This window comes from Aulosira sp. FACHB-615 (assembly GCF_014698045.1).
Lineage (GTDB): Bacteria > Cyanobacteriota > Cyanobacteriia > Cyanobacteriales > Nostocaceae > Nostoc_B.
This window is the reverse complement of the sequence record NZ_JACJSE010000001.1, coordinates 13474-33582: the sequence shown is the minus strand read 5'-3', so window position 1 is coordinate 33582 and position 20109 is coordinate 13474. Positions and strand designations below refer to the sequence as shown.

At 37.8% G+C, this 20109-nt stretch carries 16 protein-coding genes; 12 read left to right on the top strand and 4 right to left on the bottom strand.

Going from position 1 to position 20109, the window contains the following annotated elements:
* Nucleotides 1–78 precede the first annotated feature (78 nt).
* Nucleotides 79–342 (top strand): DUF3146 family protein, encoded by a 264-nt coding sequence (locus H6G77_RS00165; protein WP_190592243.1) that lies wholly within the window; start codon nt 79–81, stop codon nt 340–342.
* Nucleotides 343–369: 27 nt separating this feature from the next.
* Here H6G77_RS00165 and H6G77_RS00160 read toward each other — a convergent pair whose 3' ends face one another.
* The 3 genes from H6G77_RS00160 to gloB all read right to left on the bottom strand — a co-directional run bounded on the left by H6G77_RS00160 (nt 370) and on the right by gloB (nt 3192).
* Nucleotides 370–822 carry a pre-16S rRNA-processing nuclease YqgF gene (locus H6G77_RS00160; protein WP_190592244.1) on the bottom strand — a complete coding sequence of 151 codons (453 nt, stop codon included), beginning with the start codon at nt 820–822 and terminating at the stop codon, nt 370–372.
* Nucleotides 823–1083: 261 nt separating this feature from the next.
* Complete coding sequence (locus H6G77_RS00155) at nt 1084–2181, bottom strand: DUF2817 domain-containing protein (RefSeq protein WP_190870529.1); 1098 nt, start codon at nt 2179–2181, stop codon at nt 1084–1086.
* A gap of 237 nt (nt 2182–2418) precedes the next feature.
* Nucleotides 2419–3192, bottom strand: a complete 774-nt coding sequence (gene gloB, locus H6G77_RS00150; RefSeq protein WP_190592246.1) for a hydroxyacylglutathione hydrolase — start codon at nt 3190–3192, stop codon at nt 2419–2421.
* A 368-nt stretch (nt 3193–3560) separates the two neighbouring features.
* Between gloB and H6G77_RS00145 the strand changes: the two genes are divergently transcribed.
* The 10 genes from H6G77_RS00145 to rplI all read left to right on the top strand — a co-directional run bounded on the left by H6G77_RS00145 (nt 3561) and on the right by rplI (nt 14412).
* Nucleotides 3561–3788, top strand: coding sequence for a hypothetical protein (locus tag H6G77_RS00145; protein ID WP_190592247.1), 228 nt, complete (start codon nt 3561–3563; stop codon nt 3786–3788).
* A gap of 66 nt (nt 3789–3854) precedes the next feature.
* Nucleotides 3855–5060 (top strand): glycosyltransferase family 4 protein, encoded by a 1206-nt coding sequence (locus H6G77_RS00140; protein ID WP_190592248.1) that lies wholly within the window; start codon nt 3855–3857, stop codon nt 5058–5060.
* A gap of 61 nt (nt 5061–5121) precedes the next feature.
* A complete protein-coding gene (locus H6G77_RS00135) occupies nt 5122–7341 on the top strand; it encodes an ABC transporter ATP-binding protein/permease (RefSeq protein ID WP_190870528.1) in 2220 nt (739 codons plus the stop codon).
* Nucleotides 7342–7414: 73 nt separating this feature from the next.
* Nucleotides 7415–8548: a glycosyltransferase gene (locus tag H6G77_RS00130; RefSeq protein ID WP_190672377.1), complete on the top strand. Its 1134-nt coding sequence runs from the start codon at nt 7415–7417 to the stop codon at nt 8546–8548.
* A gap of 32 nt (nt 8549–8580) precedes the next feature.
* A complete protein-coding gene (locus tag H6G77_RS00125; protein WP_190870527.1) occupies nt 8581–9453 on the top strand; it encodes a polysaccharide pyruvyl transferase family protein in 873 nt (290 codons plus the stop codon).
* A 158-nt stretch (nt 9454–9611) separates the two neighbouring features.
* Complete coding sequence (locus tag H6G77_RS00120; protein WP_190870526.1) at nt 9612–10820, top strand: glycosyltransferase family 4 protein; 1209 nt, start codon at nt 9612–9614, stop codon at nt 10818–10820.
* A gap of 36 nt (nt 10821–10856) precedes the next feature.
* A complete protein-coding gene (locus H6G77_RS00115; protein WP_190870525.1) occupies nt 10857–11861 on the top strand; it encodes an Npun_R2821/Npun_R2822 family protein in 1005 nt (334 codons plus the stop codon).
* Between the two features lie 4 nt (nt 11862–11865).
* Nucleotides 11866–12825, top strand: coding sequence for a glycosyltransferase family 10 domain-containing protein (locus tag H6G77_RS00110; protein WP_190672368.1), 960 nt, complete (start codon nt 11866–11868; stop codon nt 12823–12825).
* 14 nt (nt 12826–12839) lie between these two features.
* A complete protein-coding gene (locus H6G77_RS00105) occupies nt 12840–13766 on the top strand; it encodes an Npun_R2821/Npun_R2822 family protein (protein ID WP_190870524.1) in 927 nt (308 codons plus the stop codon).
* A 187-nt stretch (nt 13767–13953) separates the two neighbouring features.
* A complete protein-coding gene (gene rplI / locus H6G77_RS00100) occupies nt 13954–14412 on the top strand; it encodes a 50S ribosomal protein L9 (RefSeq protein ID WP_190672363.1) in 459 nt (152 codons plus the stop codon).
* 228 nt (nt 14413–14640) lie between these two features.
* Here rplI and H6G77_RS00095 read toward each other — a convergent pair whose 3' ends face one another.
* The gene (locus tag H6G77_RS00095) at nt 14641–15945 is read right to left on the bottom strand and encodes a dicarboxylate/amino acid:cation symporter (protein ID WP_190870523.1); all 1305 of its coding nucleotides are present in this window, start codon (nt 15943–15945) and stop codon (nt 14641–14643) included.
* Nucleotides 15946–16157: 212 nt separating this feature from the next.
* Here H6G77_RS00095 and dnaE point away from each other — a divergent pair, with 212 nt between their 5' ends.
* Nucleotides 16158–20030, top strand: coding sequence for a DNA polymerase III subunit alpha (dnaE, locus tag H6G77_RS00085; RefSeq protein WP_242049123.1), 3873 nt, complete (start codon nt 16158–16160; stop codon nt 20028–20030).
* The last annotated feature ends 79 nt before the right edge of the window (nt 20031–20109 follow it).

Below are 20109 nucleotides of genomic sequence, written 5' to 3'. Positions count from 1 at the left end.
TGTTAGTTTGTCGATCGCGGCGAAGTTTGGTAAATAAAAGAAATAGACTGCGTTGTTTGCTATTTTATCTAAAGCATTGTGAGTGCAAAACGTTTGCCAGAAACTACTGCCCATGTTAAAATCACACGCCAATCCTGGCAACATGGGTTTCTTGAGGGCGAAGTCAGCGCCGGAGATTTTGAATGGCATTTCCAATGGCATTTCCGCCGTGGAGAACTGTCGGTGAAACCCTCCCAAGGTCGCGCTTTAATTAAAGAACCTCTTGGTCGCTTTTTAGAAAAACAAGATTATCAGCTAGAACCAGGAGGAGATTATGCTTTTACTATCCGAGCAGAACTGTAAAGAAATCAGGGATAAGGGAGAGATTCACTATTGCCTATTAACAGTTGATTCTGTCAGACGATTTAAATATCTTTCAATTAATAAGATAGCCACAATGTCATCTATCGGTCTTGGTGGTTGGCGCATTCCTTTTGGCAATAGTTTTGTTAGTCCTTGGGGTGGATACATCTGCCAATAGCGATCGCGTGCTTCTAAAGTAGAATATCGCTCATCTACTAACATGATATTTAATGTTTGTAATAATTCTTGTTGTAATTTTTGTTTCCACTGCTTGGCTGTGGTTTGATTACCCATGACAAGTAAAGAAACAGGGTATTGTTGTCTGAGTGTTTCTATACTAGCGATCGCTGCTGATGCAGGTACAACTTGATGATAATGTAGCTGTCTGTCTAATCCCATCACAGCTAAACCACACTTATCTTTACCAGGGTCGAAGCCAAGAATTACTGGTTGATTGGGTGAGAATTCATTTAAATCCATAAGTAGTTGCACAAAATTAAATTCATTCGTGGAGGTAGGGAACAGGGAACAGGAAAATATGGAAATATACGTCTTATAGCGTTTCTTGGTTGAGTACAGTACAAGTAGATAAAGAAAAGAGACTAGAGGCTAGAGACTAGGAAAATGTACCTCACTGGAATGAGAACCGCTATAATAAAAAACCAAAGTCATGAGGAATGGAAAGTCAAAAATCAAGCTGAAGTTGGGAAAAACCTCCTGCCTTATGCCTTCTGCTATAAATTAAATTACTTCAGTAGGAAAGCAAACCTCAATTGCTTTTTCGATTAAATCAATACCTCTGCAAACTACAGTATTCCGCCAATTTATATCTGCGGGTGCAAACATTTCTTCTAGTCGTTGGCGTGTCCATATTCTGGATGAGTGTTCTGGCGGCGAATAAAAATAAGCCCGATTTTCTGCCCGTAATGCTTCAACAACTTGGATAACTGGGTAAGTGCCGAATTCCGCCGTGAGAAACTTGTAATTACACTGAGGAAACATCGCCTGACACCAAGTTCCTAAACCCCCACGAATTTTATAAATCTTCCCGTCTGGTTGATAGGGTTCAACGACATCAGCACCAAACTTTTCAATTAACCACTCGGCTGATGTGGAATTAGGAGGGTCATCAATAAACAGTTTATAAGTCCCTTTTTTCCCAAAACCAGTGTGTAAATCAATATGCAGAACATTTTTTGCATCACCAATCCATCGGGGAAGATTGTCCGCTAAGATTTGATATGTTTTAGCTGGCCTTTGTCCACCAAAAAATAGCCCTTGGGGAAAATCGTATTGTCCTACAGGTAAGGTATTGATCAAAGAATTAATGCCGTGATGGAAAATAGTAGCGATCGCTTTGATCAAAAACGGTTCAAAGGGTGAAGGCGGTGAAGTTGGGTTAAAGAAGCTATTCAATTCCCCGTACTTTTCTGGACTACCTGTATATTCCTCATTTGGTAGCAGGAAATTACGGTTAAGGTCTATATTTTCCTCATTCCCACGCCTTCCCCAAGCAAAACCATAGGGATTTAAAGCATGTAACAGCACCAAAGCAGTTTTTGGACTGGGACACCAACCAATCAGACGTTCTTCTAACAAAGCACATTGAACAGCCGAACCAAAAAAACCCTCAACCCCATGCAAGCCACTAGAAACAACCAAAATTTGCTCAGGTTGAACGTCTCCTAAGATTGCCACATCAATAGTTAAGTCCTCCTCATCCGGGCCTGTTTGGTCAATGGAATATGTTTCTAATTGACAACCCAAAGCCTGCGCCGCCGCACAAAATCGATATCGTGCAGCAGTGTAGTTGGGACTAAAGGCGGAAGCGTAGGACATGGGAAGTGGGGAAGGGGGACAAGGGAGACAAGGGGGGGAAGGGGGACAAGGGAGACAAGGGGGATAAACAAATGACTACTAGTACAGGTCGGCGTAAATAAACAGACTACACTTCGGCTACTTCGGCTGCGCTCAGTACAAGTAGGCTCAGTGACCATAAGAAATTGCTAAAAGGCTTGTGGTATCACTTTTCTTTCTTTTTCCTTTTGACTTTTTACTTTTGCCTTGTTGTACTAGTTAAAACTGATCTTTCATTCCGCGAATACGGGCGAATGTTTGCACTGCATCGTTACTTTTGGCGGCTGTTTGTAGGGATGGTTGTTCCCAACGCAAAAAAGGATTGGTACGCTTTTCTACTCCCAGCAGGGAGGGGACGGTGGCTTTACCTTGATTGCGAAAGGTTTTAACTTCTGCGTAGCGTTGTTGTAAGTCAGTGTTATCACTATCTACAGTCAGGGCAAATTGTAAATTTTTTAAGGTATACTCATGGGCGCACCAAACATGGGTATTATCTGGGAGGGAACGGAGTTTTTCTAAGGATGCGACCATTTGTGTGGGTGTGCCTTCAAATAAGCGACCACAACCACCAGCAAATAAAGTATCCCCACAAAATAATTCTCCCGGTTCGTCTGCTGTTTGGGGTGGAAAATAATAGGCAATATGGGCGCGGGTGTGTCCGGGAACAAAGATGACTTCTGCGGTGCGATCGCCAAACAAAACGCGATCGCCTTGTTGGAGAAATATCTGCTGTCCGGGAATCCTGCCTTTATCCTCAGCCCCACCATACACGGTGAGTTTCGGGAAGCGTTGCATTAACTGTTGATTGCCACCAACATGATCATGATGATGGTGAGTATTAAAAATAGCAACTAACTCAGCATTCAGTTCTGCCAGTTTGTGCAGCACTGGTTCAGCCTCGGCTGGATCAACAACTGCGGCAATATTTTCTTGACTATTGTGCAGTAAGAATATGTAGTTATCTGAGAGTGCCTCCAGACGGAATACCCGCATTTCCTCTTAACTCCCTGAAATAATTAATTCCTAGTACTTTTTGAGATACTGTAAACTTTTGGTTTTATTTATTCTAGCGGGTAAACTGCACGAGCTATATTCAGCTACAACCGTGTTTATACTGATAACATCGTAAAAACTCCTAAAAAACTGTGATTTTTATCAGTAAAAATCCTCTGGGAGTATCAGTAAGTCCGAAGTTAGATTGATTGTATTCTTTTTAGTTCTAGAAATCGCTAAAAAGACTGTTATCAACGGGTGTACATATTTGCTATTGACTACCGAAATTAATCTTGAGCTGGGGTGCATTTACCTATACTTCAGTGAACAAAGATACCCGTGATTTTTTGGATTTTTGAGGAGAAATAATGAGCGATCGCCCGTCTATCTACATTAGTGTTGATAGTCAATCAGAAATTGCTATTAAAAAAATCGTAGATAAAATCATTTCATCCGGAAAGCTGAGTCGTCAAGACCATACCTTGCTGCTTTCTCAAGTATTTGCTAATGGTCAAATTAACGATAGAGTCCGCCGCCAGATTAACCGCATCTTAGATCAGATTCAAACAGGACAGTTAAAACTGATCGATTGGTAGCCTATAATTTTAGTAGTAAATTTATCATTAAATAATTTTTTGCCAAGATTATAAATATAAAATATTGTGCATCAAAAACAAAGCAAACATCAATTAAAAGTCTCAATTCTGGTTAGCGACCTCTCAAGTGCTGGAGCAGGAAGATGGGGAGGCGGAGGTGTTCGCTCTTTTTTAATAGCGCAAGCCCTCCAAAAACTTGATTATCAAGTAGAAATCCTTGGCTTTAATTTTGGTGATGAGCCAGCAGTAATCCCTCAATCTGAAGTTTTAGTTAGCCATATTACAGGCTATAACTATCCCCAATTTCTTCAATCAGCATCTCAACTTCTGAAAAAGTTAGATGGTGATATCATTTATGCTATGCGACCGAAGCCCACCACTTTCGGTTTAGCTTTGCTGCAAAAATTAAAAACTCATCGACCAGTAATTTTAGATATAGATGATTGGGAATTAAGTTGGTATGGCGGTGAAAAATGGCAATATCGCCCTTCAGCCAAGCAATTTTTGCGAGACATTTTCAAAAAAGATGGAGCTTTAAGATATCCAGATCATCCACTCTATTTAAAAACAGTGGAAGGTATGGCAAATAAAGCTAATGTGATTACAGTTCACACTCAATTTTTAAAAGAGCGGTTTGGTGGGGTTTACTTGCCCAATGGAAAAGATACCAATCTGTTTAATCCCAGTCTTTATAATCCTGAAGAAAGTAGGGCGCGTTATGGACTCTCTGAGTATCGAGTGTTAATGTTTCCTGGTGCGCCAAGACCATACAAAGGTGTGGAAGATGTATTGATAGCATTAGACAAACTTAATGAGCCGGATTTAAAGCTAGTAATTGTGGGTGGCAGTCCCTATGACGATTATGATGCCCAACTTATGGAAAAATGGGGACGTTGGATTATTAAGTTACCAAAGTATCCCTCCCAAGAAATGCCCCAAATTGTCGCCGCAGCCCACGTCATTGTCGTCCCGCAGAGAAATACACCAGCTGCTTTAGCTCAATTCCCTCTGAAACTCACAGATGGAATGGCAATGGCAAAACCTATATTGGCTACTAAAGTCGGAGATATTCCTGAAATTTTAGGAGGAAATGGTTATTTAGTTGAATCTAGTTGTCCTGAACAAATAGCTGAAAAAATTCAAGAAATATTTCAGAATTTGGATAATGCTTATGAAAAAGGAAAAATGGCTAGAGAAAGATGTATTGAGTACTATAGCATTGATACTATGAAATCAATTTTATCGCAACTTTTTTCTAGTTTACAGGCATAGGTTTTCACATGAAAATTCATGTATATATATTAATAAAAAGCTTGTCAAAAATAAATAATTTATGTCTACTATCAAACAATTAATAAAATTTATTAAGCCTTACCCCTACAGAATTATTATTACAGTAATTTTGGGATTTTCAGGAGCATTATTTAATGGGATTGGCACAGCCATGATCGTACCTATAGTTCTAAGAATTGTAGGTCAAGAGATAGATTTAACTAATGCGCCGCCTATTATTAAAAGTATAATGTTGCCTTTTAGTAATGTCCCAGCTAATTATCGTACTTTCGTAATGGCAGGAGCAATTATATTTACAATTTTTTTAAAAAATGCGGCCGTATATGCTAGTAGTTTATCTTCTAGTTCTGTAGCTCGCACATTGACATCAGATATGCGAAAAGCAGCAATAAAAATATTATTGGATGTTGATATTAATTATTATGCCAAGACAAAAATTGGCGATTTAATGAATAGTATTAATGCTGAAATTCCTCGTGCGGCTGCCTCTATTAATAATTTGATTAAATTATTAATTTTGGCAATAACAATTTTAGTATTTATATTTTTCCTGTTATCTATTTCTTGGCAACTAACTATTTGTACAACAATTCTACTATCTTTTATTACTTTATTAAATCAATATGCTGTTTCGAGATCAAAACATTTTGGTGAAGTGCTTTCTAATATGTCTAAAAAGCTGACGAATACCTTAATAGAAACCTTAAGTGGTATTCGTTTAGTCAAGACAAAAGCTAATGAAGAAAGCACATATAAAAACATCACTGATCTAATTCATAATCGTGAAATAGCAGAATTTAAGTCTCAGGCTAATTCTGAAATTATTGCCCCAACAAGTGAAGTTTCTGGAGTCATATCTTTAATCATCATTATCCTACTAGGAAGAATATTATTTGCAGATCAAATTGCTTCATTATCAGCAGTTTTGCTGACATATCTATTAATACTGCTGAGACTACTGCCAATTGTGTCACAATTAAATACTCTGCGTAGTAGTTTTGCCAATAATTCTGCCAGTGTGGATATTGCTGCTGATTTTTTACGCCGTGATAATAAGCCTTTCATGGTCAATGGTCAAAAGATATACACAAAGCTAGAGAAAGGCATCCATTTTAATCAGATATCTTTTGCCTATCCTAATCATGAAAAGTTGGTATTAAAAGATGTAGATGTATATTTACCAAGAGGTACTACTTTAGCTTTAGTAGGTACTTCTGGTGCTGGTAAATCAACTTTAGCTGATTTATTACCCAGATTTTATGACCCCATATCTGGTTGTATTACCATCGATGGGGTTGATTTACGTCAATTTGACATCACATCTATACGAAAAGCAATGGGTATTGTCAGTCAAGATACCTTTCTTTTTAATAACTCGATAAAAAATAATATTGCCTACGGACAACCAGATGCTAGTGATGAAGACATTGTGATAGCCAGTAAACGTGCCAACGCCTATGAATTTATTTGTAAACTGCCCCAAGAATTTGACACTATGGTAGGCGATCGCGGCGTAATGTTATCTGGTGGACAGCGCCAACGCTTGGCTATAGCCCGTGCTTTGCTGCAAAATCCCGAAATTTTGATTTTAGATGAAGCTACTTCTGCATTAGACACTGTTTCTGAACGTTTGGTACAAGCAGCAATAGATGAACTCAGCCGCGATCGTACAACCTTAGTCATTGCACACCGTCTTTCTACGGTACAAAAAGCAGATCAAATTGCCGTATTTGATCAAGGGCGTGTAGTTGAATTAGGAACCCATGAAGAGCTTTTACAGAAGAATGGGTACTATTCACGTCTTTATTCAATGCAATTTGGGGAACAAGAAGAAAAATCTCAAAAATCTCATCCAACCTTTACTCGTGTATCTTACGAAATTCGGACGCGGCTAAATTCAATGATTGGTTGTTTGGGATTGCTAATGGACGGACTAATAGATAATTCTAAAGAACGTCAAGAACTCTTAAATGAAGCTTATAAGTCTGCATTAAAAATTATTACATACATTGAAATTTTTGAAGAAACTATCAGACTCCAAATCAATTTACAATCATCATCATTGGCAGAGCCAAAAGACGAGCAAATCTTAGATGAATTCCCAAGACCAATCAATAATATATTGAGTGATTTAGGTTCACTTGCAGATGGGTTGGTAGATAATATTCAAGAACAAAATAAATTAATTACTGATGCTTATCACCTAGCTATTTGTTTATTAGATAAGGTAGAGCGAATGGAAAAATATAATTTAAAATAATAAGTATTCACCACATTGACGATATTTTTTATACCAGATAATATTAATTATCGCATATTCAGAGTATTAATTTATGAAAAAAATAGCTATATACTACCCATATTTTATGGGTGGTGGTGCTGAAGCAGTAGGACTATGGATTATCCAAGCATTAAAAGATAAATATGATTTAACCTTATTTACACTTGGAAAAGTTGAAATTGACAGATTAAATTTGATGTATGGAACTAGTATCTTAAATGAAGATATTAAAATTAAATATCTTCTGCCTGATCTGATCACCAATTTTTGCTACTTCATGATGGCTAACAGCAAAAATATCAGAATGGCATTTTTCCATCTTTTAATTCGATTTTTTAAACAGCATAGTCAAGAATATGACCTAGTATTATCGGGATATAATGCAGTAGATATGGGTCAAGTCGGCATCCAGTATATCCACTGGGTTAAAGTCCTAGAAGGAACACATTTTCATCGAAAAATATCCAATTTTTCAGAAGCACAAATTTCTCAAAATCTTTCCATAGCTAATTCTTATTGTGTGGCAGATGTCGTGAAAAAAACTTACGGCATTGATGCTAAGGTAGTTTACCCTCCTGTGGTAATTGATGTGCCTAATCTACCTTGGCATGAAAAAGAAGACGCATTTATTTGTAGCGGTAGAATTGTGAAAGCAAAAGAACCGCACAGAGTTATTAAAATCCTCAAATTAGTTCGTGAACAAGGCTTTGATATCAAACTTCACATCACGGGTGGAGGTGGCGGTATCTATGAATGGCAATACACTAATTTAATTAAAAATTTAGTATCGGAAAACTCTTCCTGGATAACAGTACACGAAAACTTACCATATAAAGAATATATTCAAGTTCTCGCCAGATGTAAATATGGAATTCACTTCAAGAAAGAACCGTTTGGGATATCTATTGCAGAAATGGTGAAAGCTGGTGCAATTCCTTTTGTGAGAGGTGATGGTGGACAAGTTGAAATTGTGGGACAGCACAATCAAGAGTTATTTTTCAATACAGAAGCAGAAGCTGTAGAAAAAATTATTGATGTTTTAAAAATTTCTGAGCAGCAAAATAAGCTCATTCAATCTTTAACTAACCAGAAAAACTTATTTTCCACCCATAGATTTATGTCAGAAATTAATGAAACTGTGACTGAGTATTTAGATCAAAAAATTGAGTTACCAATAATGATATGATGAGTATTTACATCTGTTAAATACCGAATTTCATGAAATCAATTATTAATTACCATGTCATTGATTCAACAAATATCGGAGACTTATCCTCGGCTCCTACTAAATATTTTGATTTTCCTGGATACACTGTTAAGCAAGCTGATATCAGAGAAATCGATCTCAATAAGGCAAGAGATAAATATATTATTGTCGGCGGAGGTGGACTTTTCTTTTCTCCATTTTTAAAGTCATTTTCAAAGCTGATTAAAGCTAAAACTGGTATAAAATTAATCGCTTGGGGCATTGGTCAGCAAATTTACGGTCATTCTTTTTCGCATCAAGAATTACGAGATTTTAACTATTCTCAATATCTGGAAAACTTTGATTTAATTGGCATTCGAGATTTCATCAATAAACATAATTGGGTTCCTTGCGCCAGTTGTATGCACCCAGCTTTCGACCAAAAAAGAGATATTAAACATGAATTTGTAGTTTTTTCACATAAAAAATTTCAAATAAAAATTCGTGATTTTCCCATAATGACTAATAATAGCCAAAATATTGAGGAAATTTTAAATTTTTTAGGTTCTGGTGCAACCATATTAACAAGCTCTTATCATGGGGCATATTGGGGAACATTGCTCAGAAGGAAAGTTTTATGTTTTCCATTTAGTAGTAAGTTCTACACACTCAAACATACTCCCGCAATCTTTCCTGTACAAAAGTGGTTACAACCAAAAATTAAGTTTTCACTATTTAATAAAACCGTTTTAGATTTGAGGTATGAAAATAAATTTTCTTGCAAAACTGACGATTGGCAGAATTATATAAAAGACTGCAAGGTTTACCCTGAAAGTCTTAATGAATGTCGAGAACGTAATCATTGGTACTACTCTCAAGTATTAAATAATTTAGCTGACTCATAACAATATGATTTCTAATTTACGCAGTTACTAGCTTGGTATTTTTCAATACAATCAATAGAAATAAATTGCTTACCGATAACTTTTCATTCAAATACTTACAATTACACGATTGATATCATCGCTCAACTAGAAAAACTTGAATACAAAATCTAACTGTTATGAAAAAGCATAATTTGCAAAAAAAATATAACTTCTTTTTTCTCGAAAAATTGCCTGAACCCACAGCTTCTAGTGTGCAGGCTGCTAACGCCGCCAATGGAGCAGCTAACTTGGGTTATCCGACAATTTTGATTTATCCTCAGCAAGGATGGCAAGCAATTAATCCGGTTAATTTGTTGCATCCTTTCCGACCACAAAAACCCCCAGAAAATCTTATTAGATATTACAATTTCCAAGATAAATTACAAGTAGCAAGGCTACCAATGCCTTGGCCTATTGATTACTTTAAAAGTAAATTCACTAACTCTAACACCATCGCCACCAAGTATTATTTTCCTTTTTATATCCGGGCAACTACAAAAATTGTCCATGCTTGGAATTGGAATTTTATCAAAGCTGCAATTAAATATAGGATTCCGGCAATTTATGAGCATCACCACCATGAAGATAAGCAATTTGAACCAGAAATAGTAAATCATCCTTTGTTTCAAGTTGCTGTGACAGTTGCAGATACAGTCCGCCAAAGCATGATTCAACATGGTATGCCACCGGAAAAATTGATTAAAATCCATAATGGATTTAATCGTTTATTTATGCAAAGACAGCCAGAAAAAGCAGCAGAATGGCGGCAAAAGCTGTTACAAAATCAGCGATCGCAATTAGTAGTTTATGCTGGAGCATTAAAGAAATTTAAAGGTATTGATATCTTAATTGATGCTGCTCAACAAATGCCTAATGTTCAGTTTGTCTGTGCGGGTGGTGAACCAAAAGAAGTTGAGTATTATCGAAAATTAGCCCAATCTCAACAGGTAGATAATATCACTTTCTTAGGTTATGTTCTCCACCATGAACTAGCTTCTTTATTGCAAGCTGCTGATGTTTTAGCTCATCCCCACTGCTCTGGGACAGCATCTACTTTTACTTCTCCCTTAAAACTATTTGATTATTTAGCTTCAGGAAATCCTATTGTTGCGACAGAAATTATTTCATTAGAAGAGTTTAAGAATACGCCAGCGATCGCAGCTTGGTGTGAGCCAGATAATCCACATCAATTTGCCGCCGCCCTACAAAAAGTTTTAGAAACTTATCCCAAAAAAATCGAAGGATATCTACAAACTATCGAATTTGTCCAACAATTTTCTTGGGAAAATCGCGCTGCTAAAATTCTCAGTTATGTTGATGAACCTTTTCGTCAACAACTTAATTAATTCTCATAAATCCTAAGAGCTTTGGTGATATTTGATATGGATGGAATTTGTACTCTTGCTAATGATAAAGTTTATGACCAACTAGTTGCTTTAATCAATAGCATAGAAGCAATTTATGGGAAAGAAATGCCCGTTTGCGTATATCCTTATGATGACAATATAGAGCAAATTACTCAAGAAATTGCTTGTCGTCCTCATGTGCAGATTTACGACAATCAGGAATCTATTCATTGCTGGGATGAATTTGTGCGTAATGTATGGGATGCTCATCCTACTGCTCAACAAGAATGGCGAAAAGTTAGCCAAGAAAAATATCATCGATTTGGAACTCATCGACGTTACGGTGCTTTTGATGGGCCTTTTGACCGCTTCGTTTATATGGATGCTGATACCTTATTGATGAGTCCCCTGGATAAGATTTTTAATCAGCTAAATTACCATGATTGGGTAGTATATGATTTTCAATATACAGATTTATCTCATGTATATCAACAAAAATCACCAAAATTAACAGAAGTATTTTCGGTTGAAAGACTCAAAAAAGAAATATTTTGTTCTGGATTTTACGCTTCTAGGAAAAACATATTTCCTTTAGAACTTCGAGATTCACTACTAGAAAATCTCCGTCAAGGAGAAGCAGAAATTCTTTATCCTTTTGCTCCTGACCAAACTATTGTCAATTATATGGTTATGCGCTCAGGAATTTCTAGCTGTAACTTAGCCTTGCATCTACCTGCTGATGAAAAAACAGGATGTTGTGTCACTTCCAATCATTTTTTAGGAGAAGATAACATCCTTTATGATAAAGGCAATCGATTGACGTATATTCACTATATTGGCTTATCTTCTAAGTTATTTCATCAGGTTTGTAAAGGAGAAAATATTGATTTTCCTTATAGAGATATTTTCTTACACTATCGCTATTTACACGAACCAGAAAAGCGGCCAAAATTTACCACTAAACCGAAAGCTTACAATGCGTCTCCGAGTTTAGGTACAAGAATTCTGAAAAAATTAGGATTAGCAGTGGGACATAAATAATCAGATGGAAATAAAAACTGTTGGGATGATTAGCAGCTATGGCGCTTTAAAAACTAGAGGCGATTGGCTGTGGCAACAAACACCTCATGCTTTCGGTGTTTGGCAAAATATTCAAATGCAGGCTTTAGCTAGTAAGCCTGATTTTTTATTAATGTATCAGTTTGATTTTCCTGAACCAACTAAACCGCCATCTTTGTTAGATCAACTGCGAAGGAAACCACAAAAAAAACAGGTAGATGTTTCTTCTTTGTTACGTGGAGTTAGTAAAGAAAGCATAATTTACCTCATGCGAGAACCGCCTTTAGATGAGGTAGTCGGAAAAAATATCAATAATTATAAAGTCGCACAACAATACTGCGGTTATGTTTCTGGCCCTGATGATTTTGCACCAATTCCTGAATATATGCCAGCGATTTGGTATCACAATAATTCATTTCGGGATTTAAATGAAATGCCACCACCAGCTAAAGTTAAACCTTGTAGTTGGATTACTTCGGGAATTAATCGTACAGCCAATCATCGCCAGCGTTTAGATTTTTTACAATCTTTGCAGTCTAGTCAAATCAAATTTGATTTATATGGACGTGATTTACCTGCCTGGTCAAATTCTCTAGGAGAATTGAGTAATAAATGGTATGGTATGTCTCCGTATTATTACAATTTAGCAGTTGAAAACTATGCAGATAATGATTGGTATGTGAGTGAAAAACTTTGGGATGCTTTATTAGCATGGTGTTTGCCAATTTATTATGGTGGCTCTGCGGCGGATAAATTATTACCGCCTGGTAGTTTTTTAAGATTACCTAGCTTGGATGAAAAAGGCATTGCTTACATTCAAGAAGTCACTGCTACGCCTGATGCTTGGTATGCGGCTAAAGATGCGATCGCCGAAGCTAGGCAAATAATTTTACACCAATTAAACTTGATGAATTGGTTAGCAAATTTTGTGAAAAATCACAGATAAAAAAGGTAGATAAGATGAGTCGCGGAATTTATATTATTGCTAATGATAAGGTGACAGATCATGCGATCGCACTCCTCAACAGTATCCGTGCTTATGATGCGGATACACCAATCGTCATGATTCCTTATGATGATCACTATCACAACATAGCCGCCACACTAAATCAATATTATGGTGTACAGCTATACGAAGATTTAGAATTTATCGACCGTCTTTCTAAAAGATTACACGAAACTTTCGGTGGTCAATTTTTCGCCCGTCCTAATCAATTTAGGAAACAGGCTTGTTGGTTCGGACAGTTCGATGAATTTTTGTACATTGATACAGATATTGTGGTCTTTGAAAAGATTGTTGATAATCTCAATTACTTGGCAAATACAGATTTTATTTGTTGTGATTATCAACATTCAGGCGGGATTAAAAACGTCTTCAGCGAGAAAGTGTTAACAGATCAAGTATTTACTGAGGCTGAAGTCAAAGATATTTTCAATGGTGGTTTTTGGGCTTCCAAGAAAAACCTCATTTCTGAACAAGATTTGTACGAAATCTTTACTGAATGTGCCGCCCATCCAGATTATTTCGATTTTTCTGAAAAGACTTCTGACCAACCAATTATCAACTATATGTTGCTCAAACGGATTCCGCGCCGTTTTAATGTGGTGCGTCGCCCAGGAAAAGCACCAGGAAATTGGGCAGGTAGTCCACAATTTCAACGGCAGGGTAACATTTTGATTGATCCGGCTGTTAATCAACCCCTGCAATATCTCCACTGGGCGGGGATTCGCATTCAACCAGGTTGTCCTTATTGGGATATTTGGGAATATTACCGCAATTTAAATCCCGCCATACCACCTGCGGCAATTCCCGCCCCAGCCAGACCAAGCCAGTGGGAAACAACATTACGGACGATTAAAAAGCAAGTTCACAAAATCTTTAAGTAAGATTTAATATTGCTGTTGATGATTTTTGACTTTTGATCGGCGAAACAGTTGCGATCGCCCCCCGCCTTTCGCTAGGATCTGTAAGCTTTAGGGTATAGACAAAGCCCCTTGGGATACAGCTACACTCATGTAGGTTATCCGGCTGCAACCCAAGTTATTGAGATTTTACAGGAAAAACAACAAAACAATGGCGAAACGTGTCCAGTTAGTTTTAACTCAAGATGTCAGCAAGTTAGGCAAATTAGGTGACTTAGTAGAAGTTGCTCCTGGCTATGCTAGAAATTACCTTATTCCCAAGAGTTTGGCAACCCGCGCTACTCCTGGTATTCTCAAACAAGTAGAACGCCGTCGTGAACAAGAACGTCAACGGCAATTGGAACTCAAACAACAAGCCTTAGAACAAAAAGCAGCTTTAGAAAAAGTTGGCAGTTTGAAAATTGCCAAGCAAGTTGGTGAAAACGAAGCCATCTTCGGTACTGTCACCACTCAAGATGTTGCCGATGCAATTCAAGCAGCTGCTAACCTAGAAGTTGACCGTCGTGGTATTACCATCCCCGACATTGGCAAGCTGGGTACTTACAAGGCTGAAATCAAGTTGCACTCAGAAGTAACAGCGCAAATCGATGTTGAAGTTGTTGCTAGTTAGTATGTTTTGAGATTTTGACCTGAGTTATTGTAGGTTGGGTGCAGGCGCACAAGGGTATTTGTAGAGACACACTAAATCTATGTTGCGCCGTAACCCAACATCCTCAAGACTTTGTTGAGTTACGCCATCGCTCCACCCAACCTACTTTTTTGCTTAACTGAACCGCATCAAAATCTCTTTTATTCCTCTCTTTGCGTACTTTGCGGTTAGTTTCTTATTAAGCATTCATCAAACTTCCTCAGAAAGATTCTCCTCCTCATAACGCGGCTTTTTCCCATCCAGTACCGCACTCACCGTCATATCTCCCATAACATTAATCGCTGTGCGACAACGGTCTAAAAACCAGTCAACTGTCACCAACAACGCGATATACTCTGTCGGCAAGCGTACGGAAGTAAATACCAAAGTCATCGTTACTAACCCCGCATTGGGAATACCAGCCGCCCCCACCGATGCAAAAATCGATGTCAGCACTACAATTAACTGCTGTCCCAAATTTAAATGCTGTCCAATAACTTGGGAAATATATAATGCAGACATCGCTTCATAAAGGGCAGTCCCATCATTATTAAAGTTTGCCCCGACTAGCGCCCCCAAAGATGCAGAAGATTCTCTTAAACCAACTTTGGTTTGCAAAACTTCCCAAGTAATGGGCATTGTCACCGTAGAAGAAGAAGTCGAGAACGCCGTGATAAAAGCATCCGAACCACCAACCAAAAATCGCCACGGGTTTACCCAAGAACCGAACTTGACTCTGGTGAGATAGTAACAAGCTTGTAACACCAAGGCTACCAACACCGCCACAATAAAAGCCGCTAAAGAAACAAATGGGGCAAAACCTTTTTCTGCCACAGTTTTAGCCACAATACCAAACACCGCAAAGGGAACTAAGGCAATTACCCAGTTGAGAATGCGAATTACCGCCTCAAACAAAATTCCAATCACATCTTCAATGGGTTGAAATCCTGTTTTACCTTGGGCGATTTGTTCTGATTTTAAACCCCGCAGCACAATTCCAAAGCACAGGGCAACCACAATTAACTGAATCACATTATTACTTACCAACGGCGCAAGAATGGCTTCTGGTACAGCGTCTTTGATTAACCCCCAAGGATCAAGGTTGGCGCTATTTACTGCTGTTTGTGGTTTGGGTAAACTTCCCCAAGTTCCTGGACGCAAGACATTAGCCACAAACAACCCAACCAAAATCGCTACAGTGGTATTAGTAAAAAGTAATAACGCTAACCGTCGTCCGGCGGTACCGGGGATAGTCGCCGTCATAAAAGTATGCAGCACTGCTACCAAAATCAGTGGCGTAGCTAAAGCGCGGAGTGCCTTGAGTACCAGTTCTGCCGGAATTGCCAAATTAGTGATTAAAGCCGCATTGCTGGGGCTAGGGTTCCCCGCACCCAAAGCAATTCCCACAATCACAGCCAGCACTAAGGCTATTACAATTTGTAACGTCAGAGGAATACGCCGCCACCAAGGACGGGAAGCATTATCGGGCGGATGTTGACTCTCTGTTTGACTCATTGGTACAGCTAAATAACGGAACAAAGGTAACTATTACAACAACAACTGCGGAAGTGGAATTTACTTAAACAGGATAATCTAATCAATCTAGGGAGTAGAGAGTGGGGGACAAGGGAGACAAGGGAGACAAGGAGGTAGGGGAAATAGAATCTTTAACTCAGCACTCAGCACTCAGCACTCAGCACTTTTAATAATTGACTATTAAATAAATTATGTCTTTCGTACCTTTACATATTCATAGTGACTATAGTTTGCTGGATGGGGCGAGTCAGTTACCTGATTTGATTGACCGTGCCATAGAATTGGGGATAAAGGCGATCGCAGTTACAGATCATGGTGTCATGTATGGTGCTGTAGAATTGCTAAAAATTTGCCGTAGTAAAAATGTTAAGCCAATTATTGGCAACGAAATGTATATCATTAACGGCGATATTGAAAAACAAGAACGTCGTCCCAAATATCATCAAGTTGTTTTAGCCAAAAATAATCAAGGATATAAACATTTAGTTAAATTAACTACAATTTCTCACCTCAAAGGTGTACAAGGTAAAGGTATTTTTTCTCGCCCCTGTATTAATAAAGATTTACTCAAACAATATCACGAAGGCTTGATTGTCACTAGTGCATGTTTAGGTGGCGAAATTCCCCAAGCAATTCTCAGTAATAGACCAGATGCAGCCCGCAAAGTTGCTCAATGGTATAAAGATGTATTTGGTGATGATTTTTATTTAGAAATTCAAGACCACGGCTCCCAAGAAGACCGCATTGTTAACGTCGAAATTATCAAAATTGCGCGGGAATTAAATATTAAATTTGTCGCTACGAACGACTCCCATTTTATTTCCTGTTTTGATGTCGAAGCCCACGATGCTTTACTTTGCATTCAAACAGGTAAACTAATTATTGAAGATAACCGGATGCGCTATAGCGGTACAGAATATCTCAAATCTGCTGATGAAATGAGAATGCTATTCCGCGACCATTTACCCGATGATGTAATTGAGGAAGCGATCGCAACCACCGAAGAAGTCGCGGATAAAGTCGAGCCTTACAATATTATGGGTGAGCCTCGCATTCCTAACTATCCAATTCCTTCTGGTCACACTGCTGATACTTATGTTGAAGAAGTTGCATGGAACGGACTTTTAGATAAATTAAACAGAAAATCTCGCACTGAAGTTGAGCCAGTTTATAAAGAAAGATTGGAATATGAACTGAAAATGCTCCAGCAAATGGGTTTTTCTACATACTTTTTAGTGGTGTGGGACTACATCAAATTTGCGAGAGATAATAATATTCCAGTGGGGCCGGGACGTGGATGCGTTTTAGGCGATACTAAGGTGATGCTGGCCAGTGGCGAACAAATTTTGATCAAAGATATTCAAGTTGGACAAAAGGTAATTACTCATCAAGGAAATCTCTTACCTGTTACTCATAAACATGAATATCCCTGTAATGAAGAAATTGTCAAAATCAAAGCAGCTAATGAAGAATTATTTTTAACTAAAGACCATAAAATTTGGGCAGTTAAAACTGATGAATGTGTGGTCATGAGTATCAAACAAGCTAATGTTTGTAAACCTAGCTGTACTCGATATTGTTCTGTTAAACCATATCAAGGCTATCAATTAAAGTGGATAGAAGCTGGAAAACTCCGCAAAAATGATTTTGTTGTCTTTCCTAGAGTTAAATCTGCTGAACAAGAAGTTGTTTTTGATTTAGTAAATTTTGTAGAAAGTAAATCGCATTTAAGATTTGATCAGGAATTTATTTGGTATGAAATCGGCACAAATCATTTAATTACTCGAAAAATTCCCAGATACATCACTTTTAACGAAGACCTCGCCAGAATTCTTGGCTATTATATTGCTGAGGGATGGTCAAGACTAGGAGAAAGAGAATGCGCGGTTGGCTTTGGACTTGCCAAAAATGAGGTGAATTATGCTGAAGAAATTTGTCGTCTCATTAATCAAGTGTTTGGTTTAGAAAGTAAAATATTTCCCCATCCCAAAAAGAACTCTTTACAAGTTCTCTGTTACTCCAGAATTGTGGGAGAGTTTTTATCTAGCTTATGTGGTAAAGGAGCCAACCATAAGCACATACCTGATGAAATTGTCACTCAAGGTAAGTCAGAGTACATCAGACTTTTAATTGCTTATCTTTTTCGCGGTGATGGTCATAATGGCACAAAAGATAAAACTATCAATATCAAATATACAACCACATCTAGTAACCTTGCTGCCCAATTAAGATTACTATTGGCTCGGTTTGGATATTGGGGATCTATCATTAAAAGAAAAAAACAAAAAGTCAATTGGTCTGTAGAATATTCAGTTAAATTATCAGGAAAACAACTTTTAGACTGGAATGCTGACTTTATTGATTTTCCTGTAGGTATCAAACCCCAAAAATTTTATCGCAATGATGGTTTTTATGTAGATGATAATTATATTTACATAAAAATTAAAGAAACTAAGACATTGAACTATAACGGTTATGTCTATGATATCAGCGTTCCTGGTGATACTTCCTATATCGGCAACTCAATCGCCATTCATAATTCTGCCGCAGGGTCTTTAGTAGCCTACACAATGGGAATTACTAACATTGACCCCGTACATCATGGCTTATTATTTGAGCGTTTCTTGAACCCAGAACGGAAATCAATGCCTGATATTGATACCGATTTTTGTATTGAAAAACGGGATCAAGTGATTAATTATGTCACAGAAAAATATGGTACAGATAGAGTTGCTCAAATTATTACCTTTAACCGCTTAACTTCTAAAGCTGTATTAAAAGATGTCGCCAGGGTGTTGAATATTCCCTATGGGGACGCTGACAAAATGGCGAAGTTAATTCCTGTGGTGCGGGGAAAACCAACTAAACTCAAGGTGATGATTTCTGATGACACTCCCGAACCAGAGTTTAAGGAGAAATATGATAATGACCCGACAGTCCGCCGTTGGATTGATATGGCGATGCGAATTGAAGGAACTAACAAAACCTTCGGTGTTCACGCGGCTGGGGTAGTAATTTCTGCTGACCCCCTTGATGAAATTGTGCCTTTACAAAAAAATAATGATGGGTCAGTAATTACCCAATATTTCATGGAAGATTTGGAATCAATGGGTCTATTAAAAATGGACTTTTTAGGTTTAAGAAACCTGACAATGATTCAAAAAACCATTGATTTAATTGAGCATAATAAAGGTTATAGAGTTGACCCTTATGAAATCACTAATCAAGAAAGAAAAGCCCAAAAGATTTTAGCTAAGGGTGAACATAAAACCCTACCTAAAGATGTCCAGAAAACTTATGAACTGCTAGAATCTGGAGAGTTAGAGGGGATATTCCAATTAGAATCATCAGGGATGAAACAAATTGTCCGTGATTTGAAGCCTTCTAATATTGAAGATATTTCTTCTATCTTGGCATTATACAGACCAGGCCCTTTAGATGCAGGGTTAATTCCTAAGTTTATTAACCGCAAACATGGACGCGAAAATATTGACTATGAAAGCCAGATTTTAGAACCAATTTTAAATGAAACCTACGGCATCATGGTTTATCAAGAGCAAATCATGAAAATTGCTCAAGATATGGCTGGATATTCTTTAGGACAAGCTGACTTGCTGCGTCGCGCAATGGGTAAGAAGAAAGTTTCGGAAATGCAGAAGCAGCAGGAAAAATTTATTGATGGTTCGACAAAAAACGGTGTGAAAAAGCAAGTAGCCGAAAAGCTATTTGATGATATGTTGAAGTTCGCTGAATATTGCCTCAGCTATGACACAGAAGTATTAACAGTAGAATATGGCTTTGTCCCTATCGGCGAAATTGTGGAAAAACAATTGGAATGTAGCGTGTTTAGCGTTGACAGTCATGGTCATGTCTATACGCAAGCGATCGCCCAATGGCATAATCGAGGACAACAAGAATTATTCGAGTATTGTTTAGAAGACGGTTCCGTAATTCGCGCCACCAAAGACCATAAATTTATGACTACCGATGGTCAGATGTTACCTATTGATGAAATTTTTGAGCGCGAGCTAGATTTACTACAAGTTAAAGCTTTACCAATTTGACATGCTCCCCACCCTTAAAGGGTGGGGATTTTAGGTTTAAATAGTAATAGCAAACCTAATGGCTGATGCCCCAACCATA

Bases quoted from the DNA above. Each gene is read 5' to 3' on its own strand.
- H6G77_RS00095 (WP_190870523.1), bottom strand. From the start codon at position 15,945: ATGAGTCAAACAGAGAGTCAACATCCGCCCGATAATGCTTCCCGTCCT.
- dnaE (WP_242049123.1), top strand. From the start codon at position 16,158: ATGTCTTTCGTACCTTTACATATTCATAGTGACTATAGTTTGCTGGAT.
- rplI (WP_190672363.1), top strand. From the start codon at position 13,954: ATGGCGAAACGTGTCCAGTTAGTTTTAACTCAAGATGTCAGCAAGTTA.
- H6G77_RS00115 (WP_190870525.1), top strand. From the start codon at position 10,857: ATGGATGGAATTTGTACTCTTGCTAATGATAAAGTTTATGACCAACTA.
- H6G77_RS00155 (WP_190870529.1), bottom strand. From the start codon at position 2,181: ATGTCCTACGCTTCCGCCTTTAGTCCCAACTACACTGCTGCACGATAT.
- H6G77_RS00135 (WP_190870528.1), top strand. From the start codon at position 5,122: ATGTCTACTATCAAACAATTAATAAAATTTATTAAGCCTTACCCCTAC.
- gloB (WP_190592246.1), bottom strand. From the start codon at position 3,192: ATGCGGGTATTCCGTCTGGAGGCACTCTCAGATAACTACATATTCTTA.
- H6G77_RS00145 (WP_190592247.1), top strand. From the start codon at position 3,561: ATGAGCGATCGCCCGTCTATCTACATTAGTGTTGATAGTCAATCAGAA.
- H6G77_RS00105 (WP_190870524.1), top strand. From the start codon at position 12,840: ATGAGTCGCGGAATTTATATTATTGCTAATGATAAGGTGACAGATCAT.
- H6G77_RS00120 (WP_190870526.1), top strand. From the start codon at position 9,612: ATGAAAAAGCATAATTTGCAAAAAAAATATAACTTCTTTTTTCTCGAA.
- H6G77_RS00130 (WP_190672377.1), top strand. From the start codon at position 7,415: ATGAAAAAAATAGCTATATACTACCCATATTTTATGGGTGGTGGTGCT.
- H6G77_RS00160 (WP_190592244.1), bottom strand. From the start codon at position 822: ATGGATTTAAATGAATTCTCACCCAATCAACCAGTAATTCTTGGCTTC.
- H6G77_RS00110 (WP_190672368.1), top strand. From the start codon at position 11,866: ATGGAAATAAAAACTGTTGGGATGATTAGCAGCTATGGCGCTTTAAAA.
- H6G77_RS00125 (WP_190870527.1), top strand. From the start codon at position 8,581: ATGAAATCAATTATTAATTACCATGTCATTGATTCAACAAATATCGGA.